21 protein-coding genes are annotated in these 21,709 nt (G+C 40.5%); 10 read left to right on the top strand and 11 right to left on the bottom strand.

From position 1 onward, the window contains the following. The first annotated feature begins 5 nt into the window (after positions 1-5). On the top strand, positions 6-1,574 hold the full coding sequence (locus I8T81_RS17555) for a sensor histidine kinase (RefSeq protein WP_198071744.1): 1,569 nt from the start codon (positions 6-8) through the stop codon (positions 1,572-1,574). Positions 1,575-1,599: 25 nt separating this feature from the next. Further along, positions 1,600-3,021 carry a sigma-54-dependent transcriptional regulator gene (locus tag I8T81_RS17560; RefSeq protein ID WP_151749463.1) on the top strand — a complete coding sequence of 474 codons (1,422 nt, stop codon included), beginning with the start codon at positions 1,600-1,602 and terminating at the stop codon, positions 3,019-3,021. A gap of 3 nt (positions 3,022-3,024) precedes the next feature. Here the strand turns inward: I8T81_RS17560 and I8T81_RS17565 are convergent, their stop codons facing one another. The 4 genes from I8T81_RS17565 to lptF all read right to left on the bottom strand — a co-directional run bounded on the left by I8T81_RS17565 (position 3,025) and on the right by lptF (position 8,068). Continuing rightward, positions 3,025-4,209 (bottom strand): S41 family peptidase, encoded by a 1,185-nt coding sequence (locus I8T81_RS17565; protein WP_198071745.1) that lies wholly within the window; start codon positions 4,207-4,209, stop codon positions 3,025-3,027. 15 nt (positions 4,210-4,224) lie between these two features. Further along, positions 4,225-5,772 (bottom strand): 2,3-bisphosphoglycerate-independent phosphoglycerate mutase, encoded by a 1,548-nt coding sequence (gene gpmI / locus I8T81_RS17570; protein WP_198071746.1) that lies wholly within the window; start codon positions 5,770-5,772, stop codon positions 4,225-4,227. Between the two features lie 125 nt (positions 5,773-5,897). Beyond that, positions 5,898-6,968, bottom strand: a complete 1,071-nt coding sequence (lptG, locus tag I8T81_RS17575) for an LPS export ABC transporter permease LptG (RefSeq protein ID WP_198071747.1) — start codon at positions 6,966-6,968, stop codon at positions 5,898-5,900. Then, entirely contained in the window at positions 6,968-8,068 is a 1,101-nt protein-coding gene (lptF, locus tag I8T81_RS17580) for an LPS export ABC transporter permease LptF (protein WP_004699267.1), read from the bottom strand. Before lptF ends, lptG begins: the two co-directional genes overlap by 1 nt. Positions 8,069-8,211: 143 nt before the next feature. Between lptF and I8T81_RS17585 the strand changes: the two genes are divergently transcribed. The 4 genes from I8T81_RS17585 (at position 8,212) to I8T81_RS17600 (ending at position 11,087) form a co-directional block, all read left to right on the top strand. Next, complete coding sequence (locus tag I8T81_RS17585; protein WP_198071748.1) at positions 8,212-9,660, top strand: leucyl aminopeptidase; 1,449 nt, start codon at positions 8,212-8,214, stop codon at positions 9,658-9,660. Beyond that, entirely contained in the window at positions 9,653-10,060 is a 408-nt protein-coding gene (locus tag I8T81_RS17590) for a DNA polymerase III subunit chi (protein WP_198071749.1), read from the top strand. The genes I8T81_RS17585 and I8T81_RS17590 overlap by 8 nt, the downstream gene beginning before the upstream one ends. Positions 10,061-10,098: 38 nt before the next feature. Then, positions 10,099-10,737 (top strand): cell division protein BlhA, encoded by a 639-nt coding sequence (gene blhA, locus I8T81_RS17595; protein WP_134263473.1) that lies wholly within the window; start codon positions 10,099-10,101, stop codon positions 10,735-10,737. Positions 10,738-10,868: 131 nt separating this feature from the next. Then, the gene (locus I8T81_RS17600) at positions 10,869-11,087 is read left to right on the top strand and encodes a hypothetical protein (RefSeq protein ID WP_004699271.1); all 219 of its coding nucleotides are present in this window, start codon (positions 10,869-10,871) and stop codon (positions 11,085-11,087) included. A gap of 60 nt (positions 11,088-11,147) precedes the next feature. On the opposite strand, the gene I8T81_RS17605 is transcribed toward I8T81_RS17600, so the two are convergent. From I8T81_RS17605 to glnK, 6 genes are all read right to left on the bottom strand, one after another. After that, the gene (locus tag I8T81_RS17605; protein ID WP_004699272.1) at positions 11,148-11,807 is read right to left on the bottom strand and encodes a riboflavin synthase; all 660 of its coding nucleotides are present in this window, start codon (positions 11,805-11,807) and stop codon (positions 11,148-11,150) included. A 42-nt stretch (positions 11,808-11,849) separates the two neighbouring features. Then, entirely contained in the window at positions 11,850-13,142 is a 1,293-nt protein-coding gene (locus I8T81_RS17610) for a DNA adenine methylase (protein ID WP_004699273.1), read from the bottom strand. Continuing rightward, positions 13,139-14,224: a bifunctional diaminohydroxyphosphoribosylaminopyrimidine deaminase/5-amino-6-(5-phosphoribosylamino)uracil reductase RibD gene (ribD, locus tag I8T81_RS17615; protein WP_198071750.1), complete on the bottom strand. Its 1,086-nt coding sequence runs from the start codon at positions 14,222-14,224 to the stop codon at positions 13,139-13,141. The genes I8T81_RS17610 and ribD overlap by 4 nt, the downstream gene beginning before the upstream one ends. A 15-nt stretch (positions 14,225-14,239) precedes the next feature. Beyond that, a complete protein-coding gene (gene nrdR / locus I8T81_RS17620; protein ID WP_004699275.1) occupies positions 14,240-14,698 on the bottom strand; it encodes a transcriptional regulator NrdR in 459 nt (152 codons plus the stop codon). A gap of 160 nt (positions 14,699-14,858) precedes the next feature. Then, positions 14,859-16,256 carry an ammonium transporter gene (locus I8T81_RS17625; RefSeq protein WP_077169920.1) on the bottom strand — a complete coding sequence of 466 codons (1,398 nt, stop codon included), beginning with the start codon at positions 16,254-16,256 and terminating at the stop codon, positions 14,859-14,861. Positions 16,257-16,313: 57 nt separating this feature from the next. After that, positions 16,314-16,652 carry a P-II family nitrogen regulator gene (gene glnK / locus I8T81_RS17630; RefSeq protein WP_000780326.1) on the bottom strand — a complete coding sequence of 113 codons (339 nt, stop codon included), beginning with the start codon at positions 16,650-16,652 and terminating at the stop codon, positions 16,314-16,316. Between the two features lie 278 nt (positions 16,653-16,930). On the opposite strand from glnK, the gene I8T81_RS17635 reads away from it, so the two are divergent. The 3 genes from I8T81_RS17635 to I8T81_RS17645 all read left to right on the top strand — a co-directional run bounded on the left by I8T81_RS17635 (position 16,931) and on the right by I8T81_RS17645 (position 19,358). Continuing rightward, positions 16,931-17,158 (top strand): accessory factor UbiK family protein, encoded by a 228-nt coding sequence (locus tag I8T81_RS17635; RefSeq protein ID WP_002048939.1) that lies wholly within the window; start codon positions 16,931-16,933, stop codon positions 17,156-17,158. Between the two features lie 65 nt (positions 17,159-17,223). Then, a complete protein-coding gene (locus I8T81_RS17640; RefSeq protein WP_198071751.1) occupies positions 17,224-18,711 on the top strand; it encodes a YifB family Mg chelatase-like AAA ATPase in 1,488 nt (495 codons plus the stop codon). Positions 18,712-18,812: 101 nt separating this feature from the next. Then, positions 18,813-19,358 carry an NADPH-dependent FMN reductase gene (locus I8T81_RS17645; protein WP_077165250.1) on the top strand — a complete coding sequence of 182 codons (546 nt, stop codon included), beginning with the start codon at positions 18,813-18,815 and terminating at the stop codon, positions 19,356-19,358. A gap of 24 nt (positions 19,359-19,382) precedes the next feature. Here the strand turns inward: I8T81_RS17645 and pdxR are convergent, their stop codons facing one another. Then, positions 19,383-20,816 (bottom strand): MocR-like pyridoxine biosynthesis transcription factor PdxR, encoded by a 1,434-nt coding sequence (gene pdxR / locus I8T81_RS17650; protein ID WP_198071752.1) that lies wholly within the window; start codon positions 20,814-20,816, stop codon positions 19,383-19,385. A 112-nt stretch (positions 20,817-20,928) separates the two neighbouring features. Here pdxR and I8T81_RS17655 point away from each other — a divergent pair, with 112 nt between their 5' ends. Next, positions 20,929-21,705, top strand: coding sequence for an aldolase (locus I8T81_RS17655; protein ID WP_086497468.1), 777 nt, complete (start codon positions 20,929-20,931; stop codon positions 21,703-21,705). Positions 21,706-21,709: the final 4 nt, after the last annotated feature.

Below are 21,709 nucleotides of genomic sequence, written 5' to 3' on the forward strand. Positions count from 1 at the left end.
CTTACATGCACTCTCCTTTAAATTCATCCCTGTCCCATACGATTTTTCGTTTGGGCACTTGGTATGGTTTATACCGTCTTATTATTGCGGTTAGCCTGACTATTATTTTGGTTTCAACCAATGCTCAAGCCGACAATAGTTTGCAGCAACCATCTTTATATTTTTATACGCTGCTAGGCTACTCAATTGTCAGTCTTGTTCAATTGTTAGGCTTTAAATTTATCGCAACTCAGGCAACACGCCAGCTTGCTTTATTTTTTATTGTCGATGTTATTTGTTTGAGTTTACTGACTTTTTCTGTTGGTGAACCAAATTTACAGCTTAGTCTACTTTATGTAATTGCAATCTTTACCTCGGCAATTTTACTCAGCGCAAGAATGTCTTTAATCATTACCTTGCTTGCGATCATTGCAGTAATTTACCAACGCTTCGTGGGTAGTTTGTTCGACTACAACAATCTAAACACGATCGGGAATAGTGCCCTACTCGCTTTCTTATTTTTTGTCGTTCATGGTATTGGTCAAATTGCGGTTCAACGCTTTAAATTACTTGAAGCTTTGACCTTTCACCAGTCAGTTGAACTTTATCAACTTCAAAATATTAACCGTTATATTTTAGAACAAATTGAAGAAGGCTATTTAGTCTTAGATGAAGACTACGACATTGTGCTCAGCAATCCAGCTGCTTGCTCACTGCTCGGTATTCCACCTCAATTTGCCAACGAAAAATATCCTTTAGCCAAGTGGCATACCGACTTATATGAGATTCTTAAGTTTGGTGACTTACAAGAAGGTGACCGATTTATTTTTGAGTCTCGCCTATCGACTTATTCCATTAATATTAAAGTGCAGCACCTTTTGGTCCCACAACAAGCACTGACACTGCTCATTTTACAAGATGCTCAGCAAATTAATCAGCAAGCACAACAGCTCAAACTTGCTGCTTTAGGACAACTTTCAGCAAGTATTGCACATGAAATCCGCAACCCTTTGGCTGCAATTGTACAAGCAAATGAGCTACTTAAAGATAGCGATCCAGAACAACAAAATACTTTGCGACATATGATTGGTAAACAAGCCAAACGTATTGACAGTATTGTTCAAGATACTTTGGGGCTTGCACGTAGTGAAAGAACTCATCCTATTCAGATTGACTTAAGTCATTTTATAACAAGTTTATTCGAAGAAGATTTATCAGACGTTAAGCACTCTATCAGACTCGAAATATCTGATAATTATCTAAAATTTTTATTTGACGAAAAACAATTACGACAAGTTATGATCAATTTGGTGCGAAATGCTTTACGGCATAATGCACCTGATTCACCTGATGTCACGATCAATATTCATTCACAAGCAAATAAAATTTATATTGATGTGATCGATTACGGTGAAGGTGTCTCAAAACGTGATATATCTCAACTATTTAAACCATTTTTTAGTACCGAAATTAATGGAACTGGTTTAGGATTATACTTGTCTCATAGTTTCTGTGAGGCAAACCATGCAAAGCTCACTTATGTAGAGCAAAAACAAGGGGCATGCTTCAGAATAGAGTGCCCAATAATATATTGATTTTTTTTATTAGGTTTTTGGGGAAATGGCAGAACAGCAACCACTAGTTTTGCTTGTAGACGATGAAGAAGATTTGTGCCTTTTAATGCAAATGACACTTGCACGAATGGGGATTAAAACACATCTTGCTTATCGGGTTGAACAGGCCAAACAACTCTTCACTCAGTTTCATTATGACGCATGCTTAACCGATTTGAATCTACCTGATGGTAGCGGGTTAGACTTAGTCAAACATGTCTATCAAAACTACCCCAACACCCCAATTGCAGTTTTAACTGCATACGGCAATATGGATATTGCAATTGCTGCATTAAAAGCAGGTGCTTTTGATTTTGTGAATAAACCTATTAACCAAGTCCATTTAGATCAGTTATTGCAAAAGGCGCTCAATCGGCAACAAACAGATCAAGACTTTGCAGAAACAGCGCTAGAAAATAAATTATTAATCGGCCGTTCTCTACCCATTCAACAATTACGCATTGCAATTAAAAAAATTGCTCGCTCTCAAGCACCTGTATTTGTTACAGGTGAGTCAGGAACAGGTAAAGAAGTAGTTGCCAACCTAGTTCATCGGTTGAGTAACCGTAGTGAAGGTCCTTTTATTGCAATTAACTGCGGTGCCATTCCAACTGAACTCATGGAAAGTGAGCTGTTTGGACATAAAAAAGGCAGTTTTACTGGAGCAACTCAAGATAAACAGGGTCTGATTTTATCGGCTCACGGCGGTAGTTTATTTTTAGATGAAATTGCCGAATTACCACTCAGCATGCAAGTCAAACTACTGCGTGCGGTACAGGAAAAAAAGATCCGTCCTCTCGGTTCCGATCAGGAAATTGATGTTGATTTCCGTGTAATTAGTGCGAGCCATCAAGACTTGGATTTATTGGTTAGACAAGGCAAATTCCGTCAAGATCTGTTTTTCCGTATCCATGTTATGGATTTGATGTTACCACCGCTACGAGAACGTGGCGAAGATGTCCTTTTACTTGCAAATCACTTTATTCAAAAAATTTGTATGGAGTGGGAAACACCACCCAAACAATTAAGCGACGCAGCCGAGACTTATCTCTTACAGCAACACTTTCCTGGCAATGTTCGCGAATTAAGAAACATGATTGAGCGAGCAATCACCCTAAGTGACGATGCTCAAATTGATGTACCACACTTACATCCAGCGCCATTAAGAGCAAATATCTCTAGCTCAGTACCATTGGTATCTCAGACTATACAAAATAACGTTACAACGCCTCAAGTTGTAAAAAAATTGCCAACTGAAGGATTGGAGCGTTATTTAGAGAACATTGAAAAAGATATTCTGCTCAATGCACTCAATATGACCCATTGGAACAGAACTTTAGCAGCAAAAAAACTAGGAATGACGTTTCGTTCTTTACGTTATCGTTTGAAAAAATTTGGCTTAGACACCGAGACTGAACAGGAAGTATAAACCTTACTTCCTTTTTAGAAGTAAATCGGCAACACGCTCCAAATAAATATCTTCTTTCATTTCTGGCGGTAAGGGATAGGTCTGATTAGGTTGAATACCTTGCCCTTCAATCATATTACCATTTGGTGTGTAGTAATGTGAGACCGTCATTTGCAAGGCTGCCCCACTAGGCAGAGGGAAAAGCTTTTGTACAACGCCTTTTCCATAACTTTTTTCGCCAATGACCCAAGCACGCTGATGCTCTTTCATTGCTGCAGTAAAAACTTCTGCTGCTGACGCAGATCGGTGATTAATTAAAATACCGACCTTTATATTTTGAAAATCATTGCCCGGTAAAGCCTGAAATTGCTGATTACCTTCTGAACGACTTTTTGTAGAAACAATAATGCCATGATTTAAAAATAAATCGGCTGACTCAACAGCAGCAGATAGCAACCCACCTGGGTTATTTCGTAAATCAATTAATACCGCTTTTAAACGCGAAGAACTATTTTCTTCAATCAAACGCTTAATTTCATTAGCAGTATCTTGCTGGAACACTCTAATTTTTAGTACCAATACCTGATTGTGTAACATGACAGGTTCGATGTCAGTTTCAATCTTTTTATTACGAACTAAACTGATTGGAGTATTTGACTCCTCGGTCTGTACTTGAAGTGTTGATCCTATTGAACCATACAGCAAACCAGATATTTGATCTTGCGTCAGATTCTTAAGTTCTTGATTATCAATTTTTAGAATTGTCTGGCCATTTCTTAAGCCTAGTTTATATGAATCTGAACCTGTCTTAAGGTCGCGAATCATCCATTTATGAATATGTGCTTCTGGACTTAATGCAAAATCAACCGAGGCTAGATCACCTTCGGTATATTGAATGAGTTGACGGTATTCTTCAGGAGACAAATAGCGTGAATAACGATCTAAACCGCTGACTAATCCTTTAATTGCTTGTAAAAATAAAGCATCGTCCGACTTTTCATCGACATAGTTATCCCGAACAATCCCATAAATTTGTACAAACTGCTGAATCGAATCAATAGGGACTTCTGCATAACTTTCTTCTGATTCTGCTGGATCAGCATGCTGCGGCGATAATTTTTCTTTTACAACAGGAGCAGCAAGAGCGAGGTAGCTGCAACACATTAATACACTACCCAAAAAAGCTTTATATATATTGTGTTGCAGCATTTAGTCACCTATTGCTTATGCAGATAATGTAATCAGATTACGACCTTGCATTTCAGCAGGAACTGGAATCTGCATTAGATTAAGGATGGTCGGTGCAACATCTGCAAGTACACCACCTTCTGCAATTGTCGCTTGAGTTGGACCAACATAAATAAATGGTACAAGCTCTGTTGTATGTTGAGTATGAACCTGACCACTTTCATAGTCCTGCATTTGCTCGACATTACCATGGTCAGCAGTAATCAGCATGTGGCCTTTTTTCGCCATCACAGCTTCGTATACACGACCTAAACATCTATCAACTGCTTCAACAGCCTTAACCGCAGCATCAAATACGCCTGTATGACCTACCATATCACCATTGGCAAAGTTCACAACCAATAAATCATACTCACCTGAGTTAATTGCCTTAACGAGCTCATCAGTTACTTCATAAGCACTCATTTCCGGCTTTAGGTCATATGTTGCAACGTTTGGTGATGGAATGAGAATACGCTTCTCACCTGGGTATTCATCTTCACGACCACCACTAAAGAAGAATGTCACATGGGCATATTTTTCTGTTTCAGCAATACGTAATTGCGTTTTGCCAAGAGAAGATAAATATTCACCAAGTGAGTTTTTCAACTCTTCAGGCATATATGCCACAGGTGCATCAATACTTGCTTGATAACGCGTCAACATGACAAATTTAGAAAGGTTCGGCACAACTTTACGCTCAAAACCAGCGAAGTCTTTTTCAACAAACGCACGAGTAATTTCACGAGCACGGTCAGCACGGAAGTTCATGAAAACAACGCTATCGCCATCTTGAACTTTAGCCACATCACCAATACGAGTTGCTTTTACAAACTCGTCATTTTCATTTGCAGCATACGCAAGCTCTAAACCTTCTACTGCCGTTTGTGCAGTACGAAGTGCTTCACCTTCAGTCAATAAACGGTAAGCCTGTTCTACACGGTCCCAACGGTTATCACGATCCATTGCAAAGTAACGGCCAATCATAGTTGCTATACGACCTTGACCCGGATATTGAGCAAATAGAGCATCTAATTTTTCTAATGAAGGTTGCGCACTACGTGGAGGAGTATCACGACCATCAAGGAATGCATGAAGATAAACTTTTGCACCACGTTTTAATGCAAGCTCACACATCGCCACAATATGATCTTCGTGTGAATGAACACCACCTTCAGAAAGTAAGCCCATAATATGAACTGCACCACCAGCAGCTTTGGCTTTTTCAACAGCGTCAATCAATACTTCATGTTTGAAAAAATCGCCAGTACGAATGTCTTTAGTAATACGGGTAAAATCTTGATACAACACACGGCCTGCACCAAGGTTCATATGGCCAACTTCAGAGTTACCCATTTGTCCATCAGGCAAACCTACATCTTCACCAGAACCAGAAATGAGACTATTTGGATGCTTTGCTTTCATTGCAGTTAAATTCGGGGTTTTTGCTGCAAGAAAAGCATTATCTTCAATCGCTTCACGGTGTCCAACACCATCCATAATGACCAGAACGTGAGGGATTTTGCCAGCAGTTGCATCCGTCATAATCAATTTCTCTTTTGTCTACAATTTCATCGCAATATCTTACCGAATTTTCGGTGAAGACTCTAATTTTTCCTATAGCTTTCACCAATGCCTATCATTGAGAAAGCCATTCATATTCTTTTGAATTAACGGGCGCGGTAAAGTAAATAACTACCTGCACCGAATAACAAAGCAATAGGTGCAAGTACAAACCAAGCAGGTGAAGGTGCGTATACCAAACTTGCGTAACCCAAGAAATCTTGTAAGTAATAAAAACCCAAACCAATAAAGAGTGCGATCACCAATCTGAAACCCATTGACTGTTGACGTAGTGGCCCAAAAATAAAAGAACAAGCGACTAACACCAAGGTAATGAGAGAAAATGGAGAGGCAACTTTTTGCCAAAAAGCTAATTGGTAGGTTTTAGGGACTTGGCTATATTCATCCATATAACGCATGAAGCTAACCAACTGACTTGGAGATAAGTCTTCAGGATCTAAAGTCACCATGTGTACGTATTTAGGTTGTAAAGCCAATCCTAAAGACTGCTGTTCATGATTGTTTTGTATTGAATTACCATCTGTAAGAATGTCGGTCTGGCTAGCTTTCTGTAAAGACCATTGACCATCTTTGATAAACTTACCTTGCTCTGCATTAATTAGAGATTGCAAACGGTAATCTTTGTCAAAGTCTACAACTTGAATGTCTCTTAAATTTCCTTGCGAGTTTGCATAGTCAATATAGATAAAACGCTGTCCTTCTCGTGACCAATAGCCTTTCACTTCACCTAAAGCAGCTGCTGAACGGTGACTTTTGACACTTTGTGCTTGCTCATTTGTATAAGGAACAACCCACTCACTGAGCGCAAAAGATAAAACAATAAGCAGCAAAGCTGAGCGCATTACCCAACCTACAATACGCCATAAGCTAATACCAACTGACCGCATTACAATCAGCTCGCTGTTGGATGCTAAAGCCCCTAATCCAATCACAGCCCCAATTAAGGCCGAAATAGGTAAAATCTCATATAGATAGCGAGGGGCACCCCATAACACATAGATGAAAGCTTGCCATGCATTATAGTCAGGTTTTAACTCACCCAATTCACCCAAATAAGTAAACAAGACCTGTAAAACAGATAAAACAATGGTGGTACCAAACATTGCAAGCGCAGTGGTTTTCGTCACATATTTGGCGACTATTCGACGTGCTAACATTATAATTTCACCCGCTTGATCTGTTTCTTGATTTTCGGCCCTAATTTCTGTTTACGTGAAAATAAGGCAGCTGCAATTGCATAAACCAATAAAGCTGCTGGATAAGCCCAAATGTCCAGCTCTCCTCTACTGATACGAGTCTTAATCGCAATCATAAGTACAATCAGACTCGCGAAAATAAAAATAGATGGAATAAGACGATAATAACGGCCCTGTCGTGGATTTACCTCAGACAATGCAACTGACATCATGAGGGCAACAATGATTGTAAACGGACCAAATAAACGCCAACCCAACTCACTTCTAATGACAGGATCATTACTTTTATCCAATAGTTTAGAGGTTGGAAGTGCTCCTACATCACTACTCTCAAACTTAACATCCTTATCATTTTCTAAGCGCAGACGATAAGACTGGAACTCTGCTTGCGTATATTTCGGTTGTCCCGGATATATTTCATAACGGCGACCTTGAACCAGATCGACAACATTGGCTGTATCATTAGCCATCTCAACACGTGTTGCCTCTTTTGCCAAAATCATGACATCTGGCTTATCTTCTTTAGTAGCGCGTTGATAAAAGAAAATATCCTTGAGGTTTTTACGGTCTTCCGACAGTGAGCCTGCATAAATCGTATAAGGCCCTGAAGAAATAAACTCTCTTGGCCGAACCAAATCAAAACCAGTCCGTACAGCTTGGGTTGTCGTTAGTTTTTCAAATTCACGTAGTCCCCACGGCGTCATCCATAACATGAGCACAGACTGACAAACCATGTAAACCAGTGTCATTGGAATGAGTAAGCGTGCTAACTGATGACGACTTACTCCACTACCATTGAGTACGGCCATTTCATGGTCAACATATAAGCGACCAAACACCAGCATTAAGCCAATAAAAAAACCTAGTGGTAAAATAAGGGTAAGGAATTCGGGTAAACGATATCCTACGATGCTAAATAAAATACTAGCATCTAAACGTCCCTGCGCCGCCACACCAAAGTATTTGATCAGACGACCACCCATCATGATTAAGGTCAATAATGCAATGACCACCAATGAGGTAGAGACAACTTGCTTGACGAGATAACGCCGAATAATCAAATTAATACTTCCAAAAGGCTAAACGGGACGAACGCTAGTTTACCCGAATGTTAAAAATATAAAACCGCACATTGCAACGCTATGCTTGAAAGTGTTTCAATGTTTTAATCCAACATAACTTTCTATAGGCAATCACGGCAGCCATGAAATTTACAACTTATACAACTTTCCCTGAACAAACATCTAATGAATCTTTGTGGGTTTTAGTTGATTCAGAACAGCTACAAACCAACCTCAACACATATCAAATCAATAACATAGAAAACATTCTTACAGCGACTCAATTTAAAGCTAACTTCAACGAAACATTGCCATTGTTTGGTCAGCTTACTCATCAAGCTCATACCCAATTACTTGGTTTAGGAAAAGCAGCTGAACTTCAAGCAGTTAAGTTAGCAAAATTGGCACAAACCATTATCAAATCGACACAAAATAAATTTAAGCATATCGCAATTGATATTGCTGCGTTACCTGTCGAATATCATTATTTATTTGCATTAAGCTTAACTCAAGCAGCTTATGGTTATGATGAGTTTAAATCGAAAAAAAATGAATTTGTGTTACAACAAGTTGATTTAATTAGTTCACAAACCAATCTTGATGAAAGCCAACTTGCCTTGGTGCATGCCGTACAATCTGGTCAGTCTTATGCTCGTGACTTAGGAAACCGTCCAGGTAATATCTGTTTCCCTGAATATTTAGCTGAACAGGCATTAGCTTTAGCTGCAGAATTCCCAGACTTACTTAAAGTGACTGTCTTAAATGAGCAGCAAATGGCTGATTTAGGCATGTATGCATTCCTAGCTGTAAGTAAAGGATCTGAGCGTCCGGGTCGTATTGTCACTCTTGAATACCAAGCAAACCTTGAACAAGCTCCTGTGGTACTTGTAGGTAAAGGCGTTACTTTTGACACAGGTGGTATTTCTTTAAAACCAGGCCTTGGCATGGATGAAATGAAATTCGATATGTGTGGTGCAGCTTCTGTGCTTGGTACAATCCGCGCATTATGTGAAGCACGCCTTCCAATCCATGTGGTGGGTGCGATTGCTGCAGCAGAAAATATGCCTTCAGGAAAAGCAACTCGACCGGGCGATATCGTAACGACTATGAGTGGTCAAACTGTTGAAATTTTAAATACTGATGCAGAAGGCCGTTTGGTTCTTTGCGATACGTTAACGTATATCAAACGCTTCAATCCGTCAGTGGTCATTGATATCGCAACTTTAACCGGTGCTTGTGTAGTTGCACTAGGTAAAGTGTTAAGCGGCTTATTCTCTCCTGACGATGCTTTGGCAACTGAGCTTCAACAAGCGGGTGAACAATCATTTGACCGAGTATGGCGTATGCCAGTGATTGATGACTATCAAGAACTACTAGACTCACCTTTTGCAGATATAGCCAACATTGGTGGTCCACATGGCGGTGCGATTACAGCGGCCTGCTTCCTTGAACGTTTCACACGTGATTATCGCTGGGCTCACTTAGATGTAGCCGGTACAGCTTGGTTATCAGGTGCAGCAAAAGGTGCAACTGGTCGTCCAGTACCGTTACTTATGCAATTCTTAGCCAACCGTGTAAATACGAATGGCTAAAGTTAGCTTTTATTTGTTTGAAACGAGTGAAGAACGGCAAGTCGATAGTGCTTGCCGTTTGTGCCGAAAGATTCTACTGAAGCACTCACACATCTGGTGGTACTGCACAGATGTGCAGTTACAACAAACACTTGATGAAAAACTTTGGAGCTTTGATCCGGCCAGCTTCATTGCTCATGGTATTGATCAGGCAGACGCAGCAGTATGTATTTCGGCTAAACAACCTACTGAACAGGGTTGGTTGGCATTTAATTTTAACAATCATGCACTTGAACAAGTGAATCATTTTAGCCACATTATAGAAATTGTTGAAAATAATGAAGCAGCCAAGCAAATTGGCCGAGAAAAATTTAAAATGTATCGTCGTTTGGGTATAGAACCTCGAACCTTTAAATTATAACGCGCTAAAATGTTGAGACTGTTGAGTAAAGGAGAACTGTGGTGGCATTAAATGTCGGGCAAGATTTTAAAAAAAGATGGTTAAATGCGCCTGAAGCTGTCCGTCATGCCTATCAACAGGATTTGGCACGTATTTGCGATTTATTAGAGCCTCAGACGCCTATTCAACTTTGGGTACTCAATGACGAGAAAGCCCAACTAGAATCGCAAAAAAACATTGAACAGGCTTATGCAGACCTCAAAGCAGAGTTAATCGAACAAGCACGCATTCGCCGTCAGCTTGCTTTAGAAAAATCTCTTGCAGATAAGCGTGCAGTTGAAGCAGCCTATGCTGCTGAATTGCAAGCCGATGAAACTCGTAAGTTTGATGAACAAACCCAAGCTCTACAAGCTTTCTGCAGTCATTTAGAACAGGAAGTTGCTGAACAAACTGCGCGTTATCAAAAAAACCCTGAAACACCTGCTGTAGACTATTCTTCTGGTGTAAAACTTAGCATTACCGATGATCAAATCTTATCGGAGCTTGAAAGTTTACGAATTCGTTTAGAACTTGAAGCTGAAAACTTAATTGAACATTCTGTAACGGCTTTCCGTGCCAAACTAGAGGCGGCAGCTCAAGAAGAAATTGAATACATATTAAATAATTCTAAGTTTTCTGATGAAAAAATAGAAAAGTAAAGTTTGTAAAATGCTCTTTGTCATCAAAATGACATTTAATTGTCACAAAATAGTCATGCATAATATTCTTTTAGTTCAAATAATTATTAGAATAACGCATGGTTATTTATCAAAATTAAAGAGAGTAAAAAATGGACATTCCGCATCAGATTTCAACGCAACTTGAGCAGCTTAATCAGGGTGAGCAATGGACATTTTCAGCACAAGAACTTTATATGAGTCATAACGACTTTAATTCACTTTCTATTTTGCTGACACGAGCGTCAGAAAAAGGGCAATTTTCAATTACACGCACCCAGCATAATAAACCATGGGTTGGCACACATTCGGTTACTCTCACCAAGCATTAATTTTTTAAAATAAAAAAACCGGAACATATGTCCGGTTTTTTTATTTTGGCGATTTAAAATTTATTTTAAAAAACCATTTTCAGCTAAAAAAGCCATACTAATATTTGACTCAGTTTTCTGTTCAGCAGCTTTATCACCTAGCAATAAACGCTCGATATAACGCGCTAAGACATCTACCTCAAGGTTAACTTTGCTACCTACTTGCCACGTTCCAATATTGGTACGTTCTGCGGTATGCGGAATCAAATTCAAACTTAAAATATTACCGCGCAAATGGTTAATGGTTAAACTAATACCATCTACAGTTACAGAGCCTTTCTCTGCTAAATATTTAGCAAGTTCTACAGGTGCTGTCACTTCATAATAGACGGAACGAGCATCTTCACGCACTACGGTAATTTCACCTACACCATCAACGTGACCACTTACAATATGACCACCAAAACGAGTTGTTGGTAGCATCGCTTTTTCAACATTGACACGTTGACCAACTTTCCAGTTACCCAAAGTGGTACGGTTTAAACTTTCGCGAGACACATCAGCCGCATACCAGTTATCACCCCACTCAATGACGGTGAGACAGATTCCATTGGTTGCAATTGAGTCACCCAAATGTACATCCGACATATCCAAATCGGTTTGAATACGTAAACGCACATCGCCACCTACACTTTGCAGGCTTTCTACTTTACCTAAACTTTCAATAATGCCTGTAAACATGGCTCAATCTCCAAATCTTTCACACTGCTTAAGTTGCAGCGCTTACCAAAGTGCAAGTTGCGTACTATTACCTGAAGTATCTACACCACCTAGCTCGGCAAAGTGGTAAAGCTGGCCTAACAATTGGCGTAACGGTGGTCCTGGTTTGGCATGTGTATCTGTAATCACAATAAACTCGAGCACGCGTGCACGTTCTGACTGACGTTGTTTACTTACACGATAACGTGGAACATCTTGAGTCAGTAAAGTGACTTTTCCGCGCTCCAGATTGGCCATAAGTAAATCCTTTGGCTCAATGTTACCATCGGTCGAATAACTGGTCAGAATATAACGTGCATTGATAGTTGAAAGTAATTTTTCATACGCATCTTTTGCATGTTTAGAAGAGTTATATGGACTTGGACGCTCTTTACGCCATGCACGATCAATACCGCTCTTATAACCTTTGGTATCTGGTGAAGGTAAATCAACCTGATCCCATAAAGTTAATGCATTTAAAACATGGTAATTACTACTATAAGCATGCTGGTTATATGGTGGGTCAAGATAAGCAACATCTACTTCAAAACCACTCATCTGATTTGCTAAATGTTGTGAATCTACACACCACATTTCAGCGGCTGGACGTTTACGATCACCAATCTCACAGAAACGGCTCGGTGTTAACCAAAGTAATGATTCAATACGCTCTAAAGCCGTTTGTGTACGTCCGCCCCACCCTTGGTGAAAGCTTTTAAATACGCCACTTGTATTGCTCACGAAGCTAGCTGAATAGAGCAATGGTGCAAGTAAAGCACTCATCTCTACATCATTAATTGCACCTTGTGCCTGCCATGTTGCAATTTGCTGGCGAATCGCATCGATGCGCATACCATTACGGCGTTTAAAGAACAAACGGTCACGGGTTGGATCGTATACATCATCGTTACGAGGACAAAGGTTATGTGTAACCCAACCCTTAACCTCAGGCAATCTATTTAAATAATCGATGGCTTTTTGATATCCGCCAAGCTCTTTAAAAGCAGGCGCATCGACACAGGCTAAAATCGCATGATTTAGGGCATGGCTATAAGGTTCCCAATCATTGGCAATGACACGGTAACCATTTTGACGTGCCAAACGAGATACCACACCACTACCCGCAAAAAAGTCGGCAAAAATCGGAGGATTCTTTTTCTTGCTGTTCAGCGTCCCTGTAATTTCTAGGGCTTCTAAAATCAAGTGGAGCAATCGGCGCTTGTTGCCCAAGTAGGGTACAAGCTGATGAAAAAGATATTCGTCGGTCGTGCGGGCTGCATGGCGACGTTTGTGGTAAACCGAAGGCTCTGAATTCATACTTTCTCTTGCGTAGGGATTAACCTTAAGCGTATATCTTGATCAAGTTGTACTACATCAAGAAGTTTAAAACGAAGTTGCTGCACCATATATTCAAATTCTGCATTGAACATGGCTCTGGCACTTTGCCCCAATAAAGTCGGGGCAATATAACTAATCATTTCATCTACCAAACCTTCTTGTAAAAAGACGGTAGACAAAGTTGCGCCAGCTTCAACCAACACATCATAAATTTGGTATTGCTTAGATAAGGTCTGTAATAGTGTTTTTAAAGGCTGAATTTCTAATTGTATCACGCCTAAGTCAGCGAGTTCCTGACGATATGGCCCCATCACCATGACAGTTTGAGGATTTTCTAAAATTTTAGCGGTGAGCGGTAAGCGCCCTCTCCGATCTAGAATTACCCGTTTTGGTTGAGCAACTGTCTCGATATCAATATTATTGAGTGAGCGTACATTAAGCTGACAGTCATCAGCAATCACAGTATCAATACCTGTAATCACGGCACCTGAAATCGCACGCCAATGCTGCACATCTTGACGAGCAGCAGAACCCGTAATCCACTTTGACTCACCAGATGCCATTGCAGTACGCCCATCTAAGCTAGAGGCAACTTTTAAACGTACATATGGCATGCCCGTAGACATCGCTTTTAAAAAGCCTTGATTAAGTTTGGCTGCTGAATCTTCACAAATACCGATTTCTACTTCAATACCAGCATTTTTTAAAATCTGAACCCCTTTACCCGCAACAAGCGGGTTTGGATCGGGACATGCCACAACCACTTTTTTGACCTGCGCCTTCACGAGTGCCTCAGCACACGGAGGTGTTCGTCCATAATGAGCACATGGTTCAAGTGTTACATAAGCGGTTGCACCTTGTGCTTGCTCACCAGCTTCACGTAATGCAAAAACTTCAGCATGGGGTTGACCAGCTTTTGGGTGAAAGCCTTCACCAATGACCTGATTATCTTTGACAATCACACACCCAACATTTGGATTTGGTTTTGTCGAATAAAGTCCTCGTTTAGCAAGTTCAATCGCTTGCTGCATCCAGTACTGATCTTGTTTCAACTCAGACATATACATCTCAAATGATTATTGCTCACGTTGTTGCATTTGCTCAATTTGACGACGAAATGCTTCAACATCCTGAAAGTCCTGATAAACCGAAGCAAAACGAACATAGGCAACGTGGTCAAGTGCAAATAAAGATTGCATGACAATTTCACCAATTGTTCTAGACTTAACATCACGCTCACCTAAACGGCGAATCTGCAATTGAATATCGCTTAGAACCGTTTCGATCTGCTCTTGTGTCACTGGACGCTTTTGTAAAGCATGCATAAGCGAACGACGTAGCTTAGCTTCATCGAACGGTTCATTTTTTCCATTCGATTTGATCACACGGGGCATCACCACTTCATAGCTTTCAAAAGTGGTAAAACGTTCACCGCAAACTACACACTCACGACGTCGACGAATCTGACAGCCTTCTGCGGCTAGCCGAGAATCGATGACTTTACTATCTGCGGCGTTGCAAAATGGACAATGCATAGCGGACTTAATAGGATCAATTACTTTGACCTAGTGTAGCAAAATTTCTACACTTACTGAACCAGCATTCTATGAGACAAAAAAACAGTCCTGAGCCAGATCAAAGCATCACTTTGATCACAGCGCAAGACTGTTTTTAATACAGCAGATATATTACGAATTATTCAATACGTTCGCCATGTTGGCTTAAATCCAGACCCATGCGTTCATCATCAGCATTAACACGCAGACCAATCACCACATCAATCACTTTAAGGATAATGAAGGTTGCAATACCACTGTAAACCATAGTTGCAAGTACACCTTCAACTTGTACCCACAATTGGCCCGCAAATGTTGGTGCTAAAGTCACACTAGCCGCTTTGATGATTTCATCGCTGTAAAACACGCCAGTTAAAATTGCGCCGACAATACCACCTACTGCATGTAAACCAAAGGCATCCAATGCATCATCTGCTTTAAGTAAGCGTTTAAGTGCTGTAATACCCCAGAAGCAAACAACACCACCGATTAAGCCCATCACTAGAGCTCCGCCTACACCGACGAAACCTGCTGCTGGTGTAATCACAACCAAACCAGCTACAGCACCAGATGCACCACCTAATACAGAAGCTTTACCACGAATCATACGCTCTACAACTAACCAAGAGAACGCAGCAGCAGCGGCAGCAACTTGAGTTACTAAAATTGCCATACTTGCACGAGCACCAGCGCCTAACGCACTACCACCGTTGAAGCCAAACCAACCCACCCAAAGCAAGCTTGCACCGATTACAGTTAAAGTTAGGTTATGCGGTGCCATAGATTCACGGCCAAGGCCAATACGTTTACCAAGCATGTAAGCTGCGACTAAACCTGCAACACCAGAGTTGATATGTACAACTGTACCACCAGCAAAATCTAACGCGCCTGCTTTAAATAACCAACCATCTGTTGCCCACACCCAGTGAGTAATTGGCGCATAAACTACGAGTACCCAAATAGTAATAAAGGCCATGAAAGCTGAATATTTCATACGGTCAGCAATCGAACCACTCAAAATTGCGACAGTAATGATGGCAAAAGTCATTTGGAAAATAACAAACAAGCTTTCAGGAATTGTTCCACTTAGTGCATTAAAGCCTACGCCGTTGAGCATCGCTTTAGACAAGTCACCAAAGTATGCACCTGTGCCAGAGAACGCGAGTGAATAACCAGCAATCACCCAAATTAAACTTACCAAAATTGCAGCAGAAAGGCTGAACATCATGGTGCTTAAGACGTTTTTCTTACGGACCATACCGCCGTAGAACAATGCCAAGCCAGGAATCGTCATCAACAGTACTAAAGCTGTTGAAACTAAAATCCAAGATGTATCGCCTGTATCGAGTTTTGGTGTCGGTGCTGGAGCTGCCGGAGTTGCTGCGGCGGCTGGTGCTGCTGCAGTTGTTGCAGGAGCTGCAGATGTTGATGTTGCTGTAACCTCAGATGTCGGTGTTGTTACAGTCTCTTCTGCCCAAGCGGCAGTACCACCCAAAAGTGCGCCTGTTAGACTCAGCGCCATAAGCATTTTTTTCATTCGTGTCCCCCAACCTCATTTGCGAGCTATTTATTGCTCAGCAAGCTTTGTGCCAATTTAGACAGCATCTGGTCCTGTTTCACCCGTACGGATACGGATGACTTGTTCCAGGTTAGTCACAAAAATCTTACCGTCGCCGATTTTCCCAGTACTTGCCACACGAGTAATTGACTCAATTACTGCGTCGACCATTTCATCGCTAATCGCAATTTCGATTTTTACTTTAGGTAAGAAATCAACCACATACTCCGCGCCGCGGTAAAGTTCTGTATGCCCTTTTTGACGACCAAAACCTTTAACTTCAGTTACGGTAATCCCTTGTACACCAATGTCAGAGAGTGCTTCTCGCACATCATCCAATTTAAACGGTTTTACAATTGCAGTTACAAGCTTCATGTTTGTTTCCTTCGGCTTCTTTTCACCAGTAAGGTTTTATGTTCAATTTTCATGCCAATATTTCAAAGGTTGGAGGAGATGAATCTTTTGCATGAGCTTTCTTTATAACCTATTTAGTTATCAAGATGTAGATGAGCTACTAAAAATAAAATGAATTTGCAGTCCTGTTTTTATTTCAATTTATTGTTATGCAATATCGGAAAGCCAAGAAGCCTATATCCGAGCTTCAAGCAGTGTTAAACTGACAAGTAAAGTGAATACAACATTTTGGATATCTCATGTTAGAAACTCTATTACAGGCCATTTTGGAACAAATTGACGAGCCTAAAAAAGATTTAGAAAAAAATTTACGTGCATTATTAAATGAAACTGTCGAGAAATTAGACCTCGTATCGAAACAAGAAATCGAAAGACAGAAAACCGCCCTTCATTTAGCCAACCAACGTTTAGAAGAGCTACAAAAACAAGTAAGTCTGTTAGAAGAAACTTTAAAGAATAAAAAATAAGCACCAACGTAGCGCACTTATACTTTACAACGATTAAAAATGAAGCACCATAATGGAACAATAAGATGTCTTTTTCTAAAATTTATACTCGGGGACTTTTAGGATTGCATGCACCTCTCATAGAAGTAGAGGTGCACGTGAGTCAAGGCTTACCTTCTCTAACGATTGTAGGGCTTGCTGAAGCAGCAGTTAGGGAGAGTAAGGACAGGGTTCGCTCAGCCATTATTAATAGTGGATTTCAGTTTCCGACTAAACGGCTGACTATTAATCTTGCTCCCGCAGATTTGCCCAAAGATGGTTCACGTTTAGATTTACCGATTGCATTAGGGATATTAATTGCCTCAGGTCAGCTTCCAGAGAACTGCACTGAAGACTTTGAATTTATTGGAGAGTTAGCACTAGATGGTCATGTAAGACCAGTTTCAGGCGCTTTAACTTTGGCAATGGCATGCCAGCAAGCTCAGCATAAAATTGTTTTACCCCAAGATAATAGTCAGGATATTAGTCACTTACCAAATCTTGAGTGTTATCCGGTGAGCCATTTAAAAGAAGTTTGTGAACACTTTTTAGGAAATACTAAGCTATCTCAGGTGCAATCATCTTCCCGCTCAAATGCCATGCCGTATAAATTTGACCTTGCAGATGTAAAAGGCCAGCTACGCCCGCGCCGTGCACTAGAAATCGCTGCCGCTGGAGGGCACTCCTTGCTCTTTAAAGGACCACCTGGTACAGGTAAGACTTTACTCGCCTCACGCCTTCCTTCAATTTTACCGCCACTATCTACTCAAGAAACGCTTGAAGTTGCTAGTATTTATTCTATTTCAAATACGCCACATACTTTTGGACAGCGTCCTTTTCGTGCACCACATCATACTGCATCCGCAATTGCACTAGTTGGGGGCGGCTCACATCCTAAACCGGGTGAAATTACCTTATCTCATTTAGGTGTTCTATTCTTAGATGAATTGCCCGAGTTTGATCGTAAAGTATTAGAAGTTTTACGCCAGCCACTTGAGTCAAAAGAAATTATTATTTCACGGGCAGCACGGCAAATTACCTATCCTGCCAACTTCCAACTGATTGCAGCCATGAACCCCTGCCCATGTGGTTATGCATTTAATCAAGACAGTCGTTGTCAGTGTTCACCCGAGAGTATTAAACGTTATCAGAACCGTATATCGGGCCCGTTACTTGACCGCATCGATTTACATATTGATGTGCCACCTTTAAAAGCTCATGAACTGCAAGACCCAACGCCTGCTGAAGATTCTACAACTGTGCGACAACGTGTGATTTATGCTTATGAACAACAAATACAAAGACAAAATTGTTTAAATCAAGCGCTTTCACCGAAACAATTAGAACAATTCGCTGTCTTAGATGAAACATCACAGCGAATGATTGAAATGGCTCAGCAACGTTTAAATTTATCGGCTCGTGCTTATCATCGTGTTTTACGAGTAGCGCGGACCATTGCCGATTTAGCTCAAAGTGAGATGATTCAAAGTCCTCATCTTACAGAAGCGCTCTCTTATCGAGGCAATCATTCTTAAGATAAAACAGCGGATCGTGTATCCGCTTTTTTAATATGTATATGAGTTGTTCATTAGAGAATTTGTTAAAGCCTATATAAAAAGGCACAAAAGAGGACGCTATGAAAATTTTGGCTATATCGGGTAGTGCAAGAAAAGTATCTACCAATACGGCGCTATTAAAAGCAATGAGGGATATAGCACCGTCCAGTATTGAGTTTACAGTTTTTGATCAAATTAATAATCTGCCTATCTTTTCTCCAGATAATGAAGGAGAAAAAACGCCTACTGTAGTGGAAGATTTCATCAAATCTGTTTCTGATGCAGATGGAATTATTATTTCAAGTCCTGAATATATTCGTTGTATTCCGGGCGGTCTTAAAAATGCAATTGATTGGATGGTTTCCCGTACCGAAATTATAGACAAGCCGATTATTCTAGTTCATGCATCTAGTCGCGGTGACGACATGCTAGTTTCTTTAAGAAGAGTACTTTCGACAGTGAGCAGCAACTTTTTTGAAGATTTATTTTTACGCTTCTCTCTTCTCAGTAAATCTCCCGAACAAATTTTTGAAATGCTACATACTGAAGAATATAAGTCACAAATCACACCGTTCCTGCTTAGCTTTGTCTCAGAAATTCAAAAGTATAAAGACCAATTAGAGTGAGCTTTCTTAAAATGAAATAACAGATTATGAGTTCACTGTTCTTTTATTAAGAATCTCATTTAGCTTCTCGATTAAAGCAGTGATTTCTTTCTCTGATAAAGCGGCAAAACCCAAGCGAATACAACGATTAGAAGACTCGTTTTGTTTAAACTTATGCTCTGTATCAATGTTAAGATCTTTTAACTGTATAAGCTGATCTTGAGTAAATGGTTTCTGGAATTTCGCCCATAAGGCCATTCCGCCCGCAGGTGGTTGTATCTGAACAGTCTCAGCAAAAACTCGTTGAAACTCAGCTAAGGCATGGTCACGGCGTAGTTGATATATTTTTTTCATTTTACGGATATGCCGTTTGATCTCCCCTCGATGCATTAAATCTGCTAAGGCAAGTTCAGTAATACTATTACCTTGACGATCAATCAGTAAAATATCTTCAGTAATCGATTGAATAACTGGTGAAGATGCCACGATGTAACCCAAACGAATACCGGGTGCAAAAACTTTAGACAATGAACCCACATGAATAACCAATTCAGAATGAGGCAAACTTGCTAAGGGCGGCATAGGTCGACTGTCATAGTGAAATTCATGGTCATAGTCATCTTCAATAATATAAAAGCCCCATTTTTTTGAAAGCTCTAAGAGTTGAAGACGGCGATTCATTGGCATCGTGACAGTGGTAGGATATTGATGATGCGGAGTTGTATAAATGGCAGCAACCGAGTGTTCTTTTAAAATTCGTTCTAGATCTTCAATAATAATACCTTGTTCATCTAGTTTGACAGAAACGACCTGAAAATCATTTGATTGGAATGCTTTAACAGCAGATGGGTAGTAAAGCTCTTCAACGACAATAACACCCTGCCGATTAGGTAATGTCCGAGAGGCAAGAAAAATTCCCATCTGGCTACCACGTACAATACAAATCTCATCTGCGGCAACATTCATAAAGCGTTCCATCGAGAGCATTTGTTGTAAGGCTTGTCTTAGCTCGATCATTCCCCGCGGGTCGCCATAGCCCATGTACTGGTTTTGCGTAATTTTAATCAGTGCATGGCGATAGGCGCGTGAAAATAGTTCGTAGGGAATAAGTCGTGGATCTGGCACACCATCGTTATGTGGATAGACAGCAGTGCTTTGAATTAGAGATTTCTCTTGTTCTATTTGCTCAAAGGCTGGCTCTATCTCAATTGAACTTTCAGGCAAAATATCTGCCACAAATGTGCCTTTTCGGGGACGAGTCACCAACCATCCTTGTGCCTCTAGTTCTTCATAAACTGCCTGCACGGTTTTCCGATTAATTCCTAGTTCTTTTGACAAGCTACGAGACCCCGGCAACATAGTCCCCTGCCCTAAACGGCCACTTAAAATTTCCTGACTAATCAAGTTAGTCAGTTTTAGGAAAACCGTTTTTTCTTCTCTTTCATCGATACGAAAATGTACTTGCCAAGGTCTTAGCATATTCGCCCCATCTGGACCATATAACTTATGAAAACTGGATGTATTTATTGATCCAGTTGTTTTCTATTCTGCCTTCACCTACTTAATTTGGTCAACTTGGACTGGAGAAGAGATGAAGACTGCTTCTGTAAATAAACAAGACCTGATGCAACACGCACAGCAAGACATGCAAAAGTGGATTAGCGACTCAGATTTAACTGACCGCCAAAAGCTTGCACTCACTTGTCGTATTTTATTTGACCATGGCCATGATGCTGGTTTGGCAGGTCAAATTACATGCCGTAGTGAAAATAAAGAAACCTTTATTACCCAACGTTTCGGTTTAGGTTTTGATGAAATTACTGCTTCAAACTTACTTGAAGTGAACCAAGATTTAGAACCCATCCATCAAGAAGGAATGGCAAACCCAGCCAACCGTTTTCACACATGGATTTATAAAGAACACCCAGAGGTGAACTGCATTATCCATACACATCCTACGCATGTCGCGGCTCTTTCCATGCTTCAAATTCCGCTCATGATTTCTCAAATGGATGTCTGTGCACTTTACGAAGATTGCTCATTTGTAGGCCATTGGCCGGGTGTTCCTGTGGGTAATGAAGAAGGTATTTTGATTTCCTCTGCTCTTGGTAAAAACCGCGCTGTTTTGTTGTCTCACCACGGTCAACTGGTTACAGGAAAAAACATTGAAGAAGCATGTAACTTGGCTCTTTTAATTGAACGCGCAGCTCAACTGCAACTACTAGCCATGTCTGCTGGGCAAATTCAGCCGATCCCACACGATTTAGCCACAGAAGCACATAACTGGGTATCGACCGATAAACGTAACAAAGTGAACTTTGCTTACTACGCACGTAAAGCTTTGAAAAAACATTCTGACTGTATTTAAAAAG

The organism is Acinetobacter seifertii (assembly GCF_016064815.1).
In the GTDB taxonomy this organism is placed as follows: domain Bacteria; phylum Pseudomonadota; class Gammaproteobacteria; order Pseudomonadales; family Moraxellaceae; genus Acinetobacter; species Acinetobacter seifertii.